This window comes from Pseudomonas sp. R28(2017) (assembly GCF_002112505.1).
Lineage (GTDB): Bacteria > Pseudomonadota > Gammaproteobacteria > Pseudomonadales > Pseudomonadaceae > Aquipseudomonas.
Genome location: NZ_NEHW01000024.1, coordinates 1 through 16,778, shown reverse-complemented (window position 1 = coordinate 16,778; position 16,778 = coordinate 1). Strand labels below are relative to the sequence as shown.

Below are 16,778 nucleotides of genomic sequence, written 5' to 3'. Positions count from 1 at the left end.
GAACTACCTCGATTGAAGACTGACGGCGGTCACCTGGCTGAGCTCTGTCGCGGGCTGTCGGCGCATCATTTGTATGTAGGCGACGCTGAGCCCGGCAAGCGACCAGTACACGATCGGGATGACCGTGATGCTGCTGACGGTGAAAATGGTCACCAGGACCCCCAGCAAGGTCGCCAGCAATACCCGCCCCAACAGGCGGTACGGGTCGGTGTTGTCGGTGAGCGTGCGCATCGCGTTGCGGATACCTAGCAGGATGCAGGCGAAAAAGCCGAGGAACAGCCCCAACCCCACCAGGCCGACACGCAAAGCCAGGCCGACGTAGGTGTTGACGATGTCGATGATGCCTTCGCCCTGGATCATCGATTGCATTTCCGGGGTGCTGCGGTAATCGAAGGAGCCGAACAGCGGGTTGCGCTGGATGACGATCCACGAATTGTCGAGCAGGCGTTGGCGGTAGGTGATGTTCTCGGTGTCCACCTTGCCGATGAATGGCAGCAGATCGAGTATCTTGTCGCCACCGGGCATGACGCTCAGCAGCGGTATGCTCAGCACGCCGGCCAGGGCCAGCAATGCCAGGCGCGACACGGCGTGCCTGCCCAGCGCGATGAACACCACGACGATCACGCCGGCGCCGATCCACGGGCCGCGCGAGAGTGGCGCAAACAGCCCGGCGGCCAGCAGCAGGGCACCCAGGTAGCGGTGCACAGGTTTGTGCACGAAGTGTTGCACGAACAGGAACAGCCCCATGGCAACGGCCATCACGTAGCCGAGCACGATGGCCTGCCCGGTGGTGACACTGGCGCGCAACGAGCCACCACGGCTCAGGTAGGCTTTCATGTCCCATTGCAGGCCCAAGGCATCGAGCAGGGCGTTGTACAGCAGCCAGTTACGTACATATTCGGCAACCCCAAGCAGCGCCAGAAGAAAACCAACAAGGACGAATGCGAGCATGGCGTCCTTGAAGTCACTGAGTTCGCGCAAGCCACGGCTGGCCACGTAGTAGGGCAGGAATACATCGATGTACAGGCTCAGCACCTGGCGCAGCGTGTCGGTGACGGTGGTTTCGCGCAGCGCCAGCGCACTGGTCAGCACCAGACTGCCCAGCAGCAGCTTGTCGGCCAGCAGTCGACCGAAGCGAATGCTCGCGCTCTGCTTGCGCAGCACCAGCGCCGCCGGCAGCAGCACGCACAGGGTCAGGATGCGTTGGTGGTTGATGTCGAACAGGTAGTTGATCACGCCAAAGCCGGGTATTTCGGTCATCGCCGGCGGGATCAGGAACAACAGCAGGAAAAATAGCGCCAGCGGGTTGTGCTCGCGCCGTTGGGCGACCAGCAGGATGACCGTGGCGGCGGCGGCATACAGCCAGAAACTGTGGGCAACGAATGCCACCAGGGTCAAGGCAAACCACAGGTTGCGGCGCCGCTTGAAGTCCGTCAGGGGGATCAGGTCCGTTGCCGGACGCCGGGCCATGAAAAAAACCACACTGGCCACAAGCACAATGACGACCAGGGCTCTTAAATGTTCAGGCATGGGTTGTAGGCACCTATCCCTCGGTGGGCTGGATGGAGGCTAGCATCGTGGCTAAATGAAACTATAGTGACTTCTAGCCATTCGGTCAGAGATTGAAGTCATGCAGTCGATTGAAATTGTGGCGATGCGAAGCTTCCCGCACAGGCGCGTGGTGCGGGTTATGCCTATGATTGCGACAGGGGCACTCTGTGCCGCTCGGTTGACGCGCTTTTTCGATTGACCCTGATGGTCGCCCGACAAGGCCCGCAGCAGAGCGCGGGGCATAATAAAATCTACGGTATGGGGCTGTGATCATGGGGAAGCTGCAGTTTTGTACCCCGTTGCTGGGGCGCAGAGGCTTTATTCGCAATTGTGTCCTGTTGGGTGCCGGGGCGGCCCTGTTCGGTGTGAATACCAATGCCAATGCAGCGCCCAAACCTGCGGCAAAGGGTGGCTTCGTCATCATCAATGGCTGGGTGTTGCCGGTTGGCTACTTCCAGGACGGCCAGGATGGGCGCTCATGATCAAGGACTACGACACCGACAAGAAGCTGCGTGACGCTTACGACTTCTGCATCATCGGTGCAGGCCCTGCGGGGATCACGCTGGCCTTGCGCCTGGCGGGTGCGGGATGGAGCGTGGCGTTGCTCGAAGGGGGCGGGCGCGAGTACACACCGCGCTCCCAAGCGCTGTACAAGTGCACCTCCACCGGCCTCGAGCTGTACCCCGGGGAAGCTCGCCTGCGTTACCTGGGCGGTACCTCCAATCACTGGATGGGCCGTTGCCGGCCCTTCACCGCCTCTGATTTTGCCGTTCCCCCGCCAGTCGACATGCCCGGTTGGCCGATCCCTTACGCTGAAATCGAGCGCTATCTGCCGGGCGCCATGGAGATCGTCGACCTGCCCCAGGGCGCAGAGTTTCGCGCGGTGAATCCGGGCCTCAAGGGTGGTGATTTCGAAGCCGACCGTTTCCTGCTCAGCCCGCCAACACGTTTTGCGCAGAAATACGCCACGGCGCTCGACGAAACGCCTGGGTTGGAAGTGTTCATCAACTGCAACTGCGTCGACCTGCTGTTCGATCAGGCCAACGGCCAGTTGAAAGCTGTTCAGGTGTCCGATTACGACGGCAAGCGCCAGCCGGTCGCTGCGCGCAACTACATCCTGGCGATGGGCGCCATCGAAAACGCCAGGCAGCTGCTCAACAGCCAGTCGTTGGCGGACGCGGGCATCGTGCGCAAGGACGGCCTGGTCGGTCGCTGCTTCATGGAGCACCTGAATATCGACATGGGCAAGTTCATCCTGCGCAGCGGGGAGGACACCGAGCCGCGTCAATACTTCACCACCGATGCCTTCGTCGCCGAATACCACGCCGGCAAGGGCAATGTACTGGCGTCTGTGCTCGACGATGTGCGGACCTACGGCCGCACGGCCGAAGTGAAGCACTTTCTGGAAAACCTGGCCTGTGAAATGGGCGTGGCCAGCAAGATCGAATTCGTCGCCAAGTTCAGTTGCCCGGGCGATGGCGTGATCACCACGCTGATCGAGCAGTTCCCCAACGTTCAGAGTCGTATCTCGCTGCTGGATGAGAAGGACGAACTGGGTGTGGCCAAGGTCAATGTCAACTGGGTGTTGAGCGCCGATGACCGGCACACCATCAAGTGCATCGGCAACGAACTGGCCAAGCAGTTCGCCGAAATGGGCCTGGGTTTCATCAAGCTCAGCGATTACGTCTACGACACCAGCCTGCCGCTGATGTTGTCGCCGCATGCGCATCACATGGGCACCACGCGCATGGCAGCCAACGCCAAGGACGGGGTGGTCGATATCAACTGCAAGGTGTTCGGCACCGAAAACCTCTATGTCGCCGGCAGCAGCGTGTTCGCCACCGGCGGGGCCTCCAACCCGACAATGCCACTGCTGCAGTTCGCCTTGAGGCTGGCCGACCACCTCAACGAGAAGATGCGCTCGGCAACCGGTGCGGCGGCCTGAACCCGTTTAACTGAAGTAGCGGTGTGCAAGGGTTGAGTGCAACAGGGTCAGCACCTACAAGAACGAGACCGTGTTCGCCTCAGGGACAGTCCAGGATCGCTTGACTTGCGAGGCTTGCCGTATGTTTGGATGGATACGCAGTGCAGTGGCGCGTTATGCCAACACCACCGGGCGAGGTGTTACCGCCTACCTGAAACTTTGCAATCCCACACCGAGGCAGTGGGGCGAATACCAGTGCCGATGGGGCGGGTTCTATTCCGTGGGCAGCAACTTCCACATGAATGTCGGTTGCAACGTCACCGACCGGGCGCTGGTGCGCATCGGCAATAACGTTGGCTTGTCCGATTGCACGCTGCTGGGCCACGACGGTGTGGTGGCGCTGATCGAGCTCTGCTATGGCATGAAACTGGACTCGGTCGGTGTCATCGACATCAAGGACAACTGTTTCATCGGCCACGGCGCGATCGTCATGCCACGGGTGACCATCGGGCCTGATTCGGTGGTGGCGGCCGGTGCGGTGGTGACCAAGGACGTACCACCCGGGACGGTGGTCGGCGGCAACCCGGCCAAGGTCATCTGCACCACGGCCGACCTGATCAAGCGGGTCGAGGATCGCTGCAACGCCTACCCCTGGATCGACCTGATCAAGCAACGCACAGGCTCCTTCGACCCGTCGCTGGAGCCCACCTTGGCGATGCACCGGCGTCGCTATTTCTTCGGGGACGGCAGCCATGGATAAGAAGCCGGTCGATGTGATGGTGGTCAACTTCAACACTGCGTCGTTGCTGCAGCCGATGTTCGATGCGCTGCGCGCCGCCGGCGGGGAAGCACTGGCCAGCTACCTGGTGGTGGACAATGCCTCGGTTGACGACTCGGTTGAGCGCCTGGGCAAGGTCTGCCCTGAAGCGCTGTTGCTGAGCAACAAGGCCAATGTCGGTTTCGGCCGCGCCAACAACCAGCTGCTGGCGCATCTGCAGGGCAAGTACGCGCTGCTGCTCAACACCGATGCCTTCGTGGCTGCCGACAGCCTGCAGAAAACCGTCGACTACATGGAAGAGCACCCGGAGTGCGGCATTCTCGGTGTGCGCCTGGTGGGCCGTGACGGTGACCTGCAACCCAGTTGCCGCTATTTCCCGACGCCCTTGAACGTATTCGTCGGGCGCACCGGGCTCGGGCGTTTCTTCCCGGGCCTGAAAATGGTCGATGAAATGGACTGGGACCACGCCTCGGTGCGGGAATGTGACTGGCTGCCCGGTTGTTTCTACCTGGTGCGCCGCGAAGTGCTCGACCAGGTGGGCCTGTTCGACCCGCGTTACTTCCTCTATTACGAAGAGGTGGACCATTGCAAGCGGGTCAAGGCGGCCGGCTGGAAAGTGGTGTTCTTCCCCGACACCACCGTGGTGCACATCGGCGGTGAAAGCTCCAAGTCGGTGGCCGAACTGGAAGCGGCGAGCCGGCAGATATCCGGTTATCAGATCGAGAGTGAACTGCTGTATTTTCGCAAGCATCACGGTGCGGCGGGGCTGGCCTTGCACATGCTGCTGGTGAGCCTGGGCGACCTGGTGCTGGCGCTCAAGGCACTGCTCAAAGGCCGTGGCCTGGCTGCGATCCAGGCGTGCTGGCGGCACACCCGCGCCACCTGGTCGCTGTTGTTCAAGACCCAGTTTGCCAGCCAACCCACACGGTAGGTGAAACCATGTTCGATAACATCCGCGCGGACTTGCGTGCTCATGGTGGTGATTGGGGCGCCCAGGGGTTCTGGGTGCTGCTGGTCTACCGCTTCGGTCGCTGGCGTTATGGCGTACGCCCGGCCTTGCTGCGCAAGGTGTGCTCCTTCATCTACAAGGTGTTGTTCAAGTTCGTGCAGATCATCACCGGGGTGGAGCTGCCCTGCGAGGTGGTGATTGGCCGCAACTTCGTCATCGACCACTTCGGCGGCATCGTCATCAGTGGCTATGCGCGTTTTGGCGATGACTGCCGGATCCGCAACGGTGTGGTGGTGGGCCTGAAGAATGTCGAAGAACCCATCGCCCCGGTGTTCGGCAACAACGTGGACATCGGCGCCGGGGCCAAGGTGCTGGGCAATATACGCATCGGTAACAACGTGGCGATAGGCTCGAACGCGGTGGTGCTGACCGATGTGCCGGACAATTCCCTGGCAGTGGGCGTGCCCGCGACCATCAAGGCGCGCAAGCACAGCGATGCGATGCAGTACACGTGACCCAGCCGAAGCTGACGAGTGAGGCCCATGGATACAGGCATTGGAGTGGTGGTGATCGGCCGCAACGAAGGCCAGCGCCTGGAGCGCTGCCTGTTGTCCCTGCTGGGCCGTGCGGACCAGCTGGTGTACGTGGACTCCGGTTCCTCCGACGGCTCGGTGCAGCTGGCGAACCGGCTTGGCGTGGAAGTGGTGGCGCTGGACATGACGCAACCCTTCACCGCTGCACGGGCGCGCAACGAAGGCTTCGCCTGCCTGCAGGGCATCGTGCCCGGCATCCGCCATGTGCAGTTCGTCGACGGCGACTGTGAAGTGGATGCCGCCTGGCTGGGCAAGGCCCAGGCGTTTCTCGACCAGCACCCGGACGTGGCGGTGGTGTGCGGGCGGCGCCGCGAGCGCTTCCCGCAGCGCTCGGTGTACAACCTGCTGTGCGACCTGGAGTGGGACACGCCGTTGGGGGAAGCCAAGGCCTGCGGGGGCGATGCACTGATGCGTGTCGACGCCTTCATGGCGGTGTCCGGGTTTCGCCCGGAGCTGATTGCCGGCGAAGAGCCGGAGCTGTGCGTGCGCTTGCGCGCAGAGGGCTGGAAGGTCTGGCGCCTGGCCGATGAGATGACCCTGCACGATGCCGCCATGACCCGTTTCGGGCAATGGTGGCGGCGCAGCCTGCGGGCGGGTTACGCCTATGCCGAAGGCGCCTACCTGCATGGGCAGACACCGGAGCGCCATTGGTTGCGTGAATCGAAGCGCGCCTGGCTGTGGGGCCTGCAGTTGCCGCTGGCGATCCTGGTCGTGAGCCTGTTGTCGGGCGGCTGGGGGTTGTGGTTGTGGCTGGTCTATCCGTTGCAGATCGTGCGCCTGGCCCGCCGCGGCGGGCGTTCGACCCGGGAAAACTGGTGGCAGGCGGTGTTTCTGGTGCTGGGCAAGTTTCCCGAAATGCTCGGCCAGGCAAAGTTCCTGTTTAACAGGTATGCGGCCGGCAAGGCGCTGCTGATCGAGTACAAATGACATGTCGATGACGTTCAGATCGTTAGCCAAGAGTGTGCTCACCTTGCAGCCCGGCTATTCGCTGCGCGCGCTCAACAACAAGTACAAGTTGACGCTGGCGATGGCGCGCGAGTGGTCCGGCCTGCAGGCCTTCGCCCAGCGCATGTCCCGGGCACTGGGCAAAGACCGCTTCGAGCGGCTGGGCGTCGATTGCATTGGCGTCGTGCAGTGGCCCTACATCAGCAAGTGCTGGAGCGCCCCACAGCGGCTTGAAGCGGTGGCGTCGCACTATGAAGTGGTTGCGGCGCACTGTGCCCCGTTGCTGCTGGTGCAGCGTGACGAACACCGGCTGCTGTGCGACCTGTCGGCATACGCCGGCGGTTGCAGCCTGGTGCTCGACCGGCCCATCTGGTTCAAGCGCGAAGGGGAACTGGTGATCAACCTGTTCCAGGGCGAACTGCGCGTGGCCTCGCTCGCCTTCACCCTGTGCCGCGAGGCGGCCGGCCTGTGCCTGTACATCGGCGCCGTGCAGGGCATTCACAAGGGCGTGGACAGCGAGACCTCGCTGACGATCTACCGCGACCTGACCAAGGACTTCGAAGGCTTGCGCCCCAGAAGCCTGCTGATCGAGGCGATCAAGTGCGTGGCCAGAACGCTGGGGGCCGTGCGCATCTATGCGGTGGGGGATGAGTATCGCCACCATCGCCATCCCTACTTTGGCACCGACAAACACCAGGACCTGGCGGCCAACTACGACGTGATCTGGCAGGAGAACGGCGCCGGGCCATCGGAGCGCGAGGACTTTTTCACCATCCCGCTGGCACCCGCGCAGCGCGCGGCAGAGGAAGTCGCGGCCAAGAAACGGGCGATGTATCGCAGGCGCCATGCGTTGCTCGATGACGTGTTTGCCCAGATACAGGCCGCCCTGGCTGGCAGCCCTGTGCAACAGGGCACGGCAGACCTGGCCATTCAGTAAACGGACACAGATTCGGGGCACTATGCGCATTGCTTATTTCATCAATCAGTATCCCAAGGTCAGCCACAGTTTCATCCGCCGCGAAATACTGGCGCTGGAGCGCCAGGGCATCGAGGTTCAACGTATCGCCTTGCGTGGCTGGGATGCCGAACTGCACGACGCCGAAGACCTGGCAGAACGGGGCAAGACCCGCTATGTGCTGCAAGAGGGGGTGCGGAGCCTGCTGAAACCGCTGTTGGAGGTGGCACGGGCGCAACCCAAGGCGTTTCTTGCCGCCTTGCGCCTGGCGCTGCGCCAGGGCTGGCGCGCTGACCGCCCATGGCCCTACCACCTGGTCTACCTGGCTGAGGCGTGCCAGGTGGTGCAGTGGTTGCAGGCATCCGCTGCGCAACATGTGCACGCACATTTTGGCACCAACTCGACAGAGGTGGTCATGCTGGCCAACGCCCTGGGTGGGCCCGCCTACAGTTTCACCGTGCATGGGCCTGAGGAGTTCGACAAGGCGCAGCCCCTGCACCTGGGCGAAAAGGTGCGCCGGGCTGCGTTCGTTGCCGCCGTCAGTTCCTTCGGCCGCAGCCAGTTGTTTCGCTGGGTGGCGCATGAGCACTGGGGCAAGGTCAAGGTGGTGCATTGTGGCCTGGAGCGCGGTTTCCACGAGGGCGCAGCGCCTGCACTACCGACGGCGCCAAGGCTGGTTTGCGTGGGGCGTTTGTGTGAGCAGAAGGGCCAGTTGCTGCTGATCGAGGCCGCGCGGGTGCTGGCGAGCCGAGGCGTGGCCTTCGAACTGGTGTTGGCCGGCGATGGCGAGTTGCGGGGGCCGATCGAGGCGCTGATCGCCCGGCACGGCTTGCAGGGGCAGGTGCGCATCACCGGCTGGATCAGCAGCGCGCAGGTGCGCGACGAAATCCTCGCCGCGCGCGCGCTGGTCTTGCCCAGCTTTGCCGAGGGCTTGCCGGTGGTCATCATGGAGGCCATGGCGTTGCGTCGTCCGGTGCTGACCACCTACGTGGCCGGCATTCCCGAACTGGTACGCCAGGGTGAGAACGGCTGGTTGTTCCCGGCCGGTTCCGTCGAGGCGTTGACCGAGGCCATGCTCGACTGCCTGCAGCAACCGGTGGCGGCTCTGCAGGGCATGGGCGAGGCGGCTTACCAGCGCGTGCTCGAGCGCCACGACATCGATACGCAGGCGGCCAGGTTGGTCGGCCATTTCAAGGCATCGACATGCTGAGCCTGTTGAGTGGGTTGCTGGGGCTGGCGGCACTGCTGGTGCTGTTGCCGACACTGGTGCTGTTCACCCAGGTGGTGCTGGCCTGCCTGCCAGCGCCAACGCGGGTCGCCCGGCAAGGTGCGCGTGCGCGGGTGGCCGTGCTGGTGCCCGCGCACAACGAGGCATCGCTGATCGCCTCCACGCTCGCCAGCATCCGGCCGCAATTGCGCGAAGGCGACCAGCTGCTGGTGGTGGCCGACAACTGCACGGACCAGACCGCGAGCCTGGCCCGCGCGGCGGGCGCGCACGTGGTCGAGCGCCAGGATCAGCAGCGGCGGGGCAAGGGTTACGCCTTGGACTTCGGGGTGCAGCATCTGCGCCAATCACCCCCCGAGGTCCTGATCATCATTGATGCAGACTGCCAGGTAGGCGCAGGTGCGCTTGAGCAGCTGGCGCGCTGTTGTGTCGACAACGCCCGGCCCGCGCAAGCGCTGTACCTGATGCATGCACCTGCCGGTGCTGGGTTGAAGGTACAGGTCGCGGCCTTTGCCTGGCGGGTGAAGAACCTGGTTCGCCCACGCGGCTGGGCACGGGCGGGTCTGCCTTGCCAGTTGATGGGCGCGGGCATGGCATTTGCCTGGGAACACGTGTCGGCCGTCAACCTGGCCACCGGGCACCTGGTCGAGGACCTGAAGCTGGGCCTGGAGTGTGCCGCGCTCGGCAAGCCGCCGCTGTTTTGCCCGGACGCTGTCGTCAACAGTCACTTCCCCACCAGCCAGGAAGGCCTGAGCATCCAGCGCAAGCGCTGGGAACATGGGCACCTGGGGGTGGTGCTGGCGGAGGGCCCCAAGCTGCTGGGGCGCGCGCTGGTGCGGCGTAACTGGCCGCTGTTGGGCATGGCCATGGACCTGCTGGTGCCACCGCTGGCCTTGTTGTCGTTGCTGTTGATGGCGCTTTTCGTGGTCAGCTGGCTGGCGTTCGGGGTATTTGGCGCGCTGTTGCCTGCAGGGCTTGCCACGCTGGCGTTGGGCCTGCTGGGCGTTGCCGTCCTGCTGGCGTGGGCGCGTTTTGCGCGGGAGTTGATCCCGTTTTCGGTACTGATGTACGCGCCGTTCTATGCGGCGAGGAAGATTCCCCTGTACCTGGGGTTCCTACTCAAGCGCCAGGTCGACTGGGTGCGTTCGAAGCGGGATGACAACTGATGGGCGATTGGGCCTGGCTGCAACGCTGGAAGACGATCATGGGCAAGTTGCACCGGGTCGAGGATGCTGCGCACGAGCAACGGCTGCTGGCGTCGCTGTGTTCAGCGCAGCGGGTAACCGTGCTGGGGTTCGTCAATGCCCATGCCATGAACCTGGTCGCCGGCAAGGCCGATTACTGCCAGGCACTGGCATCGGCTGACGTATTGCTGCGCGACGGTGCCGGCATGGCGATATTGCTGCGGCGCCTGGGGCTGGCCCCAGGACTGAACATGAATGGCACGGATTTCATCCCCAAGCTGCTGGCGGCCTTCAGCGGCCAGCGCGTGGCGCTCTGGGGCACGCGGGAGCCGTACCTGTCCGAGGCCGCTCAGCGCTGCGAAGCGCGATATGGCGTGCAGGTGGTGTCACGGCACGATGGGTTTGCCGAGTTCGACACTTACCTCGGGCTCGCCCGGGCACACCAGCCCGCGCTGATCGTGCTGGGCATGGGGATGCCCAAACAGGAGCAGCTGGCGGCTCGGCTGGCGGCGCTCGACAGCCCCTGCCTGATCGTGTGCGGCGGGGCCATCGTGGATTTTCTGGGCGGCAAGGTGACGCGAGCACCGCACTGGGTGCGGCGCCTGAACGGGGAGTGGCTGTACAGGTTGCTCAAGGAGCCCAGGCGCTTGTTCGCACGCTATGTTCTCGGCAATCCGCTGTTCCTGTTGCGCGCGTTGGTCTATGCCAGGGCGCCCGCGCAGCGTGTGCAGCGGCGCAGCTGAATGCTGCCTGTCGGGGCGCTCGATCTGCCCCGCAGCAAACCCAGGGTGCTGCTACAGTGATATCAATTGACGCTGAGCGCCGAGCTGCAAAATTTCAAAGGTTTTTCAGGTACCTGAGGTGAATTTCCATCGCTTCGTTGTGATGGTCAGGCAATTGCCACACACAGTTCAGTGAGGCCTTACGATGGTTTTCGAACCCAGAAGCAGTCGGTCGTTGCTCCAGCGTAGAAGTAGCGTCAGCAACGCCGTTCAAGCGGGCCTGGACGGCATTGCCGTCACCAGCGTTGCGTGGTACCTGATCTACGACCAGTTCGGCTACATCACTTCCGACTATGTGATCATGCTCCTGCTGCTGATCGGCGCGCTGGCGGTCATCTATGACCACTACGCCATCTACCGCAGCAATGTGGGGCTTTCGGTCAAGGCCTTCAGGCTGTTCAAGGCCTGGTCGGCGACTTTCTGTTTCCTGGTGGTCATCGCCTTTCTTACCAAGCAGAGCGAAACCTATTCACGCCTGCTGGTGGTTCAACTGTTCGTCATCGGTTATATCGTCCAGCTGTTCCTGCACGTGGCCATGCGCGAGTTGCAGAAGCGCTTCACGGCCCATGCCCGGCTGGATAACGCGTTGATCATCGGCAATGGCGACCTGGCCAACTTCCTGTACCAGAAAATCAGCAACAACCCGTGGTTCGGCGAGCGAGTGATGGGCTGCATCTGGGTCGACCAGGAAGAGGACTCGGGGCGCGAGGCGCAACAAGATGCAAAGCAACGCCTGCCGGTGCTGGGCAGCATTGCCGAGCTGGACGAAATCATTGCCCAGCATGGCATCCGCACGGTGTACCTGGTAACCCCCCTGGGAGGGTCCGCGGTCATTCAGGATGTGTACCTCAAATTGCTCGACAAGTGCATTGCGGTCAACTGGGTGCCGGACATTTTCTCGCTGCGCCTGATCAACCACAGCGTGCGTGAAATTGCCGGGATCCCGGTGCTGACCCTTTCGGAAACACCCCTGACCGGGACCAGCCTGTTCCTGAAGAACCTCGAGGACCGTGTGCTGGCCGCGCTCATCCTGCTGTGCGCCTCGCCGGTATTGCTGGCGGTCGCGCTGATCATCAAGCTGGACAGCCCGGGGCCGGTGTTCTTCCGCCAGGACCGCACGGGTTGGACCGGGGAGTCGTTCCGCATCTGGAAATTCCGCAGCATGCATGTGCACCAGCCGGAAAACGGCGTGGTCGAGCAAGCGCAGCGCAATGACCCGCGGCTGACCCGGGTGGGGGCCTTCATTCGGCGCACCAGCCTGGATGAGCTGCCGCAACTGTTCAACGTGCTGACCGGCGACATGTCGCTGGTCGGGCCGCGGCCCCATGCCCTGCAGCACGACACCCTGTATTCACAGGACATCGTCGATTACTTCGCCCGCCACAACATCAAGCCCGGCATGACCGGCCTGGCGCAAGTGCGCGGGTACCGGGGCGAAACCAAGGATATCGAGCAGATGATCCAGCGGGTCAATTCGGACATCGAGTACATCAACAACTGGTCGTTGTGGCTCGACTTCGTGATCCTGGTGCGAACGGTCAATGCCTTCACCGGCAAGCAGGCTTATTGACGCTGCAATCCAGCGCGGCGTACAGGGGGAGCAGGCATGAGCTTCTTGTCAGCGGGAGGGGCAGGTGCCGCCAGGCTGTTGAAAACCGAGTGGCCTTCACTGGTGCTATGGGCGTTTCTGTTTTCGCCGCTGTTCGCCAGGCTGTTGGCGGATTGCCAATGCGCGAAGATCGACTTGCTGGTGTTGTACACCTTTGCCATTTCATGCTTGTGGCTGCTGGCAATCCGCTTCGTATCGGCCAATCAGTACAAGGTGCATCTGCTGCTGTTGCCCTTCTACCTGCTGGCGAGCATCGACCTGTTCGTGGTGTTGAACTTCGGTTCGCGCCTGACGGCGGCCTACCTGTTCATTGCCTTGACCAACTACAAGGAAGCGACCGACTTTCTGGCGACTTACTGGCGCTCGATCGCCGGCATACTGGCCTTGTTCGTGCTGTGCTACGGAGTGGGGCTGGCCGGGCTGCGGGGGCGTCGCCTGTACCGCAACAGGGCCATGCTTGCGCTGGCGGTCGGCGGCTTGCTGCTGGGCTACGGGGCTTACTTCTACAAGACCGTCAAGGTCAACTCGCTGGGCAAGGGGGCCGTGCTCGACCTGGTGGCGAAAGACCAGAGCACGCCGGTCGGCTACCTGTCGCAGATCGGCCTGACGGCCACCTTGTATGTGGAGTCCAAGGGCTATATCAAGCAGCGCCTGGAGTCGCAGGTGCAGATCACCCGCATCTCCGACCAGGCCGACCTCGAGACCCTGGTATTCGTCATCGGCGAATCGTCGCGCCCGCACAACTGGTCGTTGTACGGCTACCCCAACAGGACCACGCCCCATCTCGACCAGCAGCCGGGGCTGTTCAAGTTCAACCGCATGTGCACCACCGCGCCCTATACCTCGGTTGCCGTGCCTTCGCTGCTGAGCCTGGAGCCCATCCGCGACTGGGACCTGATCGCCTCGAACAAATCGTTGGTAGGGATTTTCCGTGCGGCCGGATACGACACGTACTGGCTGTCTTCACAGGAGGTGGACAGCTTTGGCGGGATCATTCCGCAGATCGCCGCAGAAGCGCAGTATCGCCAGTATCTGGAGCGCAGCTACGACGGTGCGTTGATGCCGGTGTTGCAGAACGTGCTGGGCAAGGCCAATGGGCATCGGCAGGCGATTTTCATTCATATCAAGGGCAGCCACTTCGAATACGCGCGGCGCTTCCCCAGTGACTTTGCCCAGTTCAAGCCTGCCAGTGGCAGCCAGAAAGACCGGGTCACGGCCGATTACGACAATTCAATCCTGTACACCGATTGGCTACTGTCGACGATCATGCAACAACTGGCGGCCAGCCAGAAAAAAGCGCTGCTGGTCTACTCGTCGGACCATGGCGAGAACTTGCTGGATGACAGCCGGGCACTGCTGGGCCACGGCATGGGCAATGAATACGACCTGTCGACCTCGGCGTTCGTCTGGTCCAGCGGCAACCTCTCGGCGGAGCAATCGGGCAAATTGCAGAAGTTGAAGGCCCGGGAGGACCAGCAGGTCAGCATCGCTTCGCTGCCCCATACGTTGCTGAACATGGCCGGGATATCGATGCCGGGCTATGACAGCACGCAGGACTTGCTCAGCGATGACTTCAAGCCCTCGGAGTGCCCGCACCTGCTCGCAACCGGCTATGTGCCGTCATTCAATTTCGACATCAAGCACATTGCCGCCGAGTGATCAGGCCGGTAGCGCCATCGGGTGCAAGGCGCGAAAGCCTTGTGCCTCCTCCACCAGCCAGTCGTGCACCGCGCGTGCGCCAGGCTGGTTCAACCCGCCCGGCGGGTAGTGCACCATGTAGCGCTTGTGGTTGGCGATGGGGTGGCCGAACGGCACGATCAAGGCGCCGCGCTCAAGCTCGTCATTGAGCAGCGTGCGCCGCGCAATGGCCACGCCGATACCGGCGATCGCCGCTTCGATGGTCAGGTGGTTGCGGTTGAAGGTATGCCCGCGGCGCACGTCCAGCCCGGTGGCGCCGATACCCTCCAGGTAGAATTCCCACTCCGCGTATTCCGAACTGCCGCGCCAGGCGGTGATGTCATGCAGCAGCGGGTAATGTGCCAGGTCGCCCGGGCCATGCAACGGCGGGCGACCACGCAGCAGCGCGGGTGAACAGACTGGGAAGATCTGTTCGTCCAGCAACGGGGTCGACAGCATGCCGGGGTAGCTGCCGTCGTTGAGGTCGATGGCCAGGTCGAAGTCGCCAGGGTGCAAGGCCTGGGCGCTGTCTTCGGCGACCAGGCGCAGCTCGATGTCCGGGTAACGCTGCTGGAAGCGCGGCAGCCGTGGGGTGAGCCACTTGGCCAGGAACGACGGGATCGAGCGCAGGCGCAAGGTGCCGCGGATTTCCCCGGCGTCCAGGCGCAGCAGTTCGGCCTCGATGCTGCCATAGGCCTCGGTCACCGTCTGCGCCAGGCGCTGGCCCTCGGCGCTCAGCTCCACGCCCCGCGCCCGGCGCAGGAACAGTTTGTAGCCCAGGCGTTCTTCGAGCTGACGCATCTGCTGGCTGACCGCACCGGGGGTGATGTGCAGCTCTTCGGCGCAGCGGGTGAACGACAGGTGCCGCGCCGCACAGGAAAAGACATGCAGCCAGACAAACATCTGGCCATTGAGTTGCCGTCGCATCGTTTAGTACCGCTAAAGCCTTGCTTAGGAAGTTTCGTTGGTCATCTGCCGATGAGCGCGGCAGTATCGCGCAAATTGGCAATACCGTTCAATTTTCTCAGACAGCCGTGCGGCAGCATTCAGCGCCGACACGGCCAGGCATTAGCATGGCTATCAGTGTTTTCGACCTTTTCAAGATTGGCATCGGCCCGTCCAGTTCCCACACCGTAGGCCCGATGCGGGCAGCGGCGAGCTTTGTCCAGGCGTTGCGTGAGCAAGGCCTGTTGGCCCAGGTACAGCGCATCGAAGTGCGCCTGTACGGGTCGCTTTCGGCTACCGGGGTAGGCCATGCCACCGATCGCGCCTGCCTGCTCGGCCTGATGGGGCAGTGGCCGGATCGCATCGACCCGGCCACCATCGAACCGCGCATCCATCAGTTGCTGCAGGAGCAGTGCCTGATGCTCGACGGCAGCCATCCGCTGGCGTTCCAGTATGCCCGCGACATGCTGCTGCTGGACGAAAGCCTGCCTTATCACCCCAATGCCATGACCCTGGAGGCCGTGGGCGGGCAGGGCAGCCTGCTGCAACAGACCTATTACTCCATCGGGGGTGGCTTCATCGTCGAGCAGGGCGAGATCGACGCACCGCAGGCTGAGGCCAATGCCGTTCACCTGCCGTACGAGTTTTCCAGCGGCGCCGAGCTATTGGCCCTGTGCAAGGCCAACCAGCTGAGCGTGGCCCAGCTGATGATGGCCAACGAGTGCGCCTGGCGCCCGGAAGCCGAGGTGCGTGAAGGCCTGCTGCGGATCTGGGCGGCGATGCGCGACTGCGTCGACAACGGCCTGCGCAACGAAGGCATCCTGCCCGGCGGGCTCAACGTCAAGCGCCGCGCCGCACGGCTGCACCGCAGCCTGCAGGAAGCCGGGCAGCCCAACGTGATCGGTTCGACCTTGAGCGCCATGGAGTGGGTCAACCTGTTTGCCCTGGCGGTCAACGAAGAGAATGCCGCTGGCGGGCGTATGGTCACCGCGCCAACCAACGGCGCCGCCGGCATCATCCCGGCCGTGTTGCACTACTACATGAAGTTCAACCCGAACGCCTGCGACGACGATGTGGTGGCGTTTCTGCTGGCCGCTGCTGCGGTCGGCATCCTGTGCAAGAAGAATGCGTCGATTTCCGGTGCCGAAGTTGGCTGCCAGGGGGAGGTCGGTTCAGCCTGCTCGATGGCGGCTGCGGGCTTGGCCGAAGTGCTGGGCGCCACGCCGCCGCAACTGGAAAACGCCGCCGAGATTGCCCTGGAGCATAACCTCGGGCTGACCTGCGACCCGGTCGGCGGGCTGGTCCAGGTGCCGTGCATCGAGCGCAACGCGATTGCTGCGGTGAAGGCGATCAACGCCGTGCAGATGGCCCTGCGCGGGGACGGTGAGCATTTCATTTCGCTCGACCGGGTGATCCGCACCATGCGCGATACCGGTGCCGACATGCATGCCAACTACAAGGAAACCTCGCGCGGAGGCCTGGCGGTGGCGTTCGTCGAATGTTGAAGGGCGTTGCGCCGGCAAGAGGCCAAGTGCCTGCCTTGAATTGGATGTGAGGCGTAAATCGAGCGCCGCCCGCGCGGCGCATCGCGAGCTGCGCTCGCTTGTGTCTTCGAAGGAGGTAAGGTGTTAGGTGAGAGGGGTGGACGGCAAGCTGCTAGC

15 protein-coding genes are annotated in these 16,778 nt (G+C 63.2%); 13 read left to right on the top strand and 2 right to left on the bottom strand.

Annotated elements, in window-relative coordinates; all coding sequences use genetic code 11:
* Window positions 1-3: 3 nt before the first annotated feature.
* Window positions 4-1,530 carry an O-antigen ligase family protein gene (locus tag CAF78_RS26510; protein WP_085679824.1) on the bottom strand — a complete coding sequence of 509 codons (1,527 nt, stop codon included), beginning with the start codon at window positions 1,528-1,530 and terminating at the stop codon, window positions 4-6.
* 293 nt (window positions 1,531-1,823) lie between these two features.
* Here CAF78_RS26510 and CAF78_RS26505 point away from each other — a divergent pair, with 293 nt between their 5' ends.
* The 12 genes from CAF78_RS26505 (at window position 1,824) to CAF78_RS26450 (ending at window position 14,154) form a co-directional block, all read left to right on the top strand.
* A complete protein-coding gene (locus CAF78_RS26505; protein ID WP_085679865.1) occupies window positions 1,824-2,033 on the top strand; it encodes a hypothetical protein in 210 nt (69 codons plus the stop codon).
* On the top strand, window positions 2,030-3,496 hold the full coding sequence (locus tag CAF78_RS26500; RefSeq protein WP_085679827.1) for an FAD-dependent oxidoreductase: 1,467 nt from the start codon (window positions 2,030-2,032) through the stop codon (window positions 3,494-3,496). The genes CAF78_RS26505 and CAF78_RS26500 overlap by 4 nt, the downstream gene beginning before the upstream one ends.
* Window positions 3,497-3,617: 121 nt before the next feature.
* Window positions 3,618-4,235: an acyltransferase gene (locus tag CAF78_RS26495; RefSeq protein ID WP_085679830.1), complete on the top strand. Its 618-nt coding sequence runs from the start codon at window positions 3,618-3,620 to the stop codon at window positions 4,233-4,235.
* Window positions 4,228-5,184, top strand: a complete 957-nt coding sequence (locus CAF78_RS26490; RefSeq protein WP_085679833.1) for a glycosyltransferase family 2 protein — start codon at window positions 4,228-4,230, stop codon at window positions 5,182-5,184. The genes CAF78_RS26495 and CAF78_RS26490 overlap by 8 nt, the downstream gene beginning before the upstream one ends.
* Before the next feature lie 8 nt (window positions 5,185-5,192).
* A complete protein-coding gene (locus tag CAF78_RS26485) occupies window positions 5,193-5,717 on the top strand; it encodes a serine O-acetyltransferase (protein ID WP_085679837.1) in 525 nt (174 codons plus the stop codon).
* 27 nt (window positions 5,718-5,744) lie between these two features.
* Window positions 5,745-6,722 carry a glycosyltransferase family 2 protein gene (locus CAF78_RS26480; RefSeq protein WP_085679840.1) on the top strand — a complete coding sequence of 326 codons (978 nt, stop codon included), beginning with the start codon at window positions 5,745-5,747 and terminating at the stop codon, window positions 6,720-6,722.
* A gap of 7 nt (window positions 6,723-6,729) precedes the next feature.
* On the top strand, window positions 6,730-7,677 hold the full coding sequence (locus CAF78_RS26475) for a DUF535 family protein (RefSeq protein ID WP_085679868.1): 948 nt from the start codon (window positions 6,730-6,732) through the stop codon (window positions 7,675-7,677).
* A gap of 22 nt (window positions 7,678-7,699) precedes the next feature.
* Window positions 7,700-8,905 (top strand): glycosyltransferase, encoded by a 1,206-nt coding sequence (locus tag CAF78_RS26470; protein WP_085679842.1) that lies wholly within the window; start codon window positions 7,700-7,702, stop codon window positions 8,903-8,905.
* Window positions 8,899-10,086, top strand: a complete 1,188-nt coding sequence (locus CAF78_RS26465) for a glycosyltransferase family 2 protein (protein WP_085679844.1) — start codon at window positions 8,899-8,901, stop codon at window positions 10,084-10,086. The genes CAF78_RS26470 and CAF78_RS26465 overlap by 7 nt, the downstream gene beginning before the upstream one ends.
* Complete coding sequence (locus CAF78_RS26460; protein WP_085679848.1) at window positions 10,086-10,847, top strand: WecB/TagA/CpsF family glycosyltransferase; 762 nt, start codon at window positions 10,086-10,088, stop codon at window positions 10,845-10,847. The genes CAF78_RS26465 and CAF78_RS26460 overlap by 1 nt, the downstream gene beginning before the upstream one ends.
* 184 nt (window positions 10,848-11,031) lie before the next feature.
* Complete coding sequence (locus tag CAF78_RS26455; RefSeq protein WP_085679851.1) at window positions 11,032-12,456, top strand: undecaprenyl-phosphate glucose phosphotransferase; 1,425 nt, start codon at window positions 11,032-11,034, stop codon at window positions 12,454-12,456.
* Window positions 12,457-12,492: 36 nt separating this feature from the next.
* Window positions 12,493-14,154 (top strand): phosphoethanolamine transferase, encoded by a 1,662-nt coding sequence (locus CAF78_RS26450; RefSeq protein WP_085679854.1) that lies wholly within the window; start codon window positions 12,493-12,495, stop codon window positions 14,152-14,154.
* Here the strand turns inward: CAF78_RS26450 and CAF78_RS26445 are convergent, their stop codons facing one another.
* Entirely contained in the window at window positions 14,155-15,099 is a 945-nt protein-coding gene (locus CAF78_RS26445; protein WP_085679857.1) for a LysR substrate-binding domain-containing protein, read from the bottom strand.
* Window positions 15,100-15,245: 146 nt separating this feature from the next.
* Between CAF78_RS26445 and CAF78_RS26440 the strand changes: the two genes are divergently transcribed.
* Window positions 15,246-16,622, top strand: a complete 1,377-nt coding sequence (locus CAF78_RS26440; RefSeq protein ID WP_085679860.1) for an L-serine ammonia-lyase — start codon at window positions 15,246-15,248, stop codon at window positions 16,620-16,622.
* Window positions 16,623-16,778: the final 156 nt, after the last annotated feature.

Excerpts from the sequence above, each read along its gene's own strand:
- CAF78_RS26475 (WP_085679868.1), top strand. The coding sequence starts at position 6,730 with ATGACGTTCAGATCGTTAGCCAAGAGTGTGCTCACCTTGCAGCCCGGC.
- CAF78_RS26495 (WP_085679830.1), top strand. The coding sequence starts at position 3,618 with ATGTTTGGATGGATACGCAGTGCAGTGGCGCGTTATGCCAACACCACC.
- CAF78_RS26460 (WP_085679848.1), top strand. The coding sequence starts at position 10,086 with ATGGGCGATTGGGCCTGGCTGCAACGCTGGAAGACGATCATGGGCAAG.
- CAF78_RS26465 (WP_085679844.1), top strand. The coding sequence starts at position 8,899 with ATGCTGAGCCTGTTGAGTGGGTTGCTGGGGCTGGCGGCACTGCTGGTG.
- CAF78_RS26445 (WP_085679857.1), bottom strand. The coding sequence starts at position 15,099 with ATGCGACGGCAACTCAATGGCCAGATGTTTGTCTGGCTGCATGTCTTT.
- CAF78_RS26500 (WP_085679827.1), top strand. The coding sequence starts at position 2,030 with ATGATCAAGGACTACGACACCGACAAGAAGCTGCGTGACGCTTACGAC.
- CAF78_RS26440 (WP_085679860.1), top strand. The coding sequence starts at position 15,246 with ATGGCTATCAGTGTTTTCGACCTTTTCAAGATTGGCATCGGCCCGTCC.
- CAF78_RS26485 (WP_085679837.1), top strand. The coding sequence starts at position 5,193 with ATGTTCGATAACATCCGCGCGGACTTGCGTGCTCATGGTGGTGATTGG.
- CAF78_RS26480 (WP_085679840.1), top strand. The coding sequence starts at position 5,745 with ATGGATACAGGCATTGGAGTGGTGGTGATCGGCCGCAACGAAGGCCAG.
- CAF78_RS26455 (WP_085679851.1), top strand. The coding sequence starts at position 11,032 with ATGGTTTTCGAACCCAGAAGCAGTCGGTCGTTGCTCCAGCGTAGAAGT.
- CAF78_RS26470 (WP_085679842.1), top strand. The coding sequence starts at position 7,700 with ATGCGCATTGCTTATTTCATCAATCAGTATCCCAAGGTCAGCCACAGT.
- CAF78_RS26505 (WP_085679865.1), top strand. The coding sequence starts at position 1,824 with ATGGGGAAGCTGCAGTTTTGTACCCCGTTGCTGGGGCGCAGAGGCTTT.
- CAF78_RS26510 (WP_085679824.1), bottom strand. The coding sequence starts at position 1,530 with ATGCCTGAACATTTAAGAGCCCTGGTCGTCATTGTGCTTGTGGCCAGT.
- CAF78_RS26490 (WP_085679833.1), top strand. The coding sequence starts at position 4,228 with ATGGATAAGAAGCCGGTCGATGTGATGGTGGTCAACTTCAACACTGCG.
- CAF78_RS26450 (WP_085679854.1), top strand. The coding sequence starts at position 12,493 with ATGAGCTTCTTGTCAGCGGGAGGGGCAGGTGCCGCCAGGCTGTTGAAA.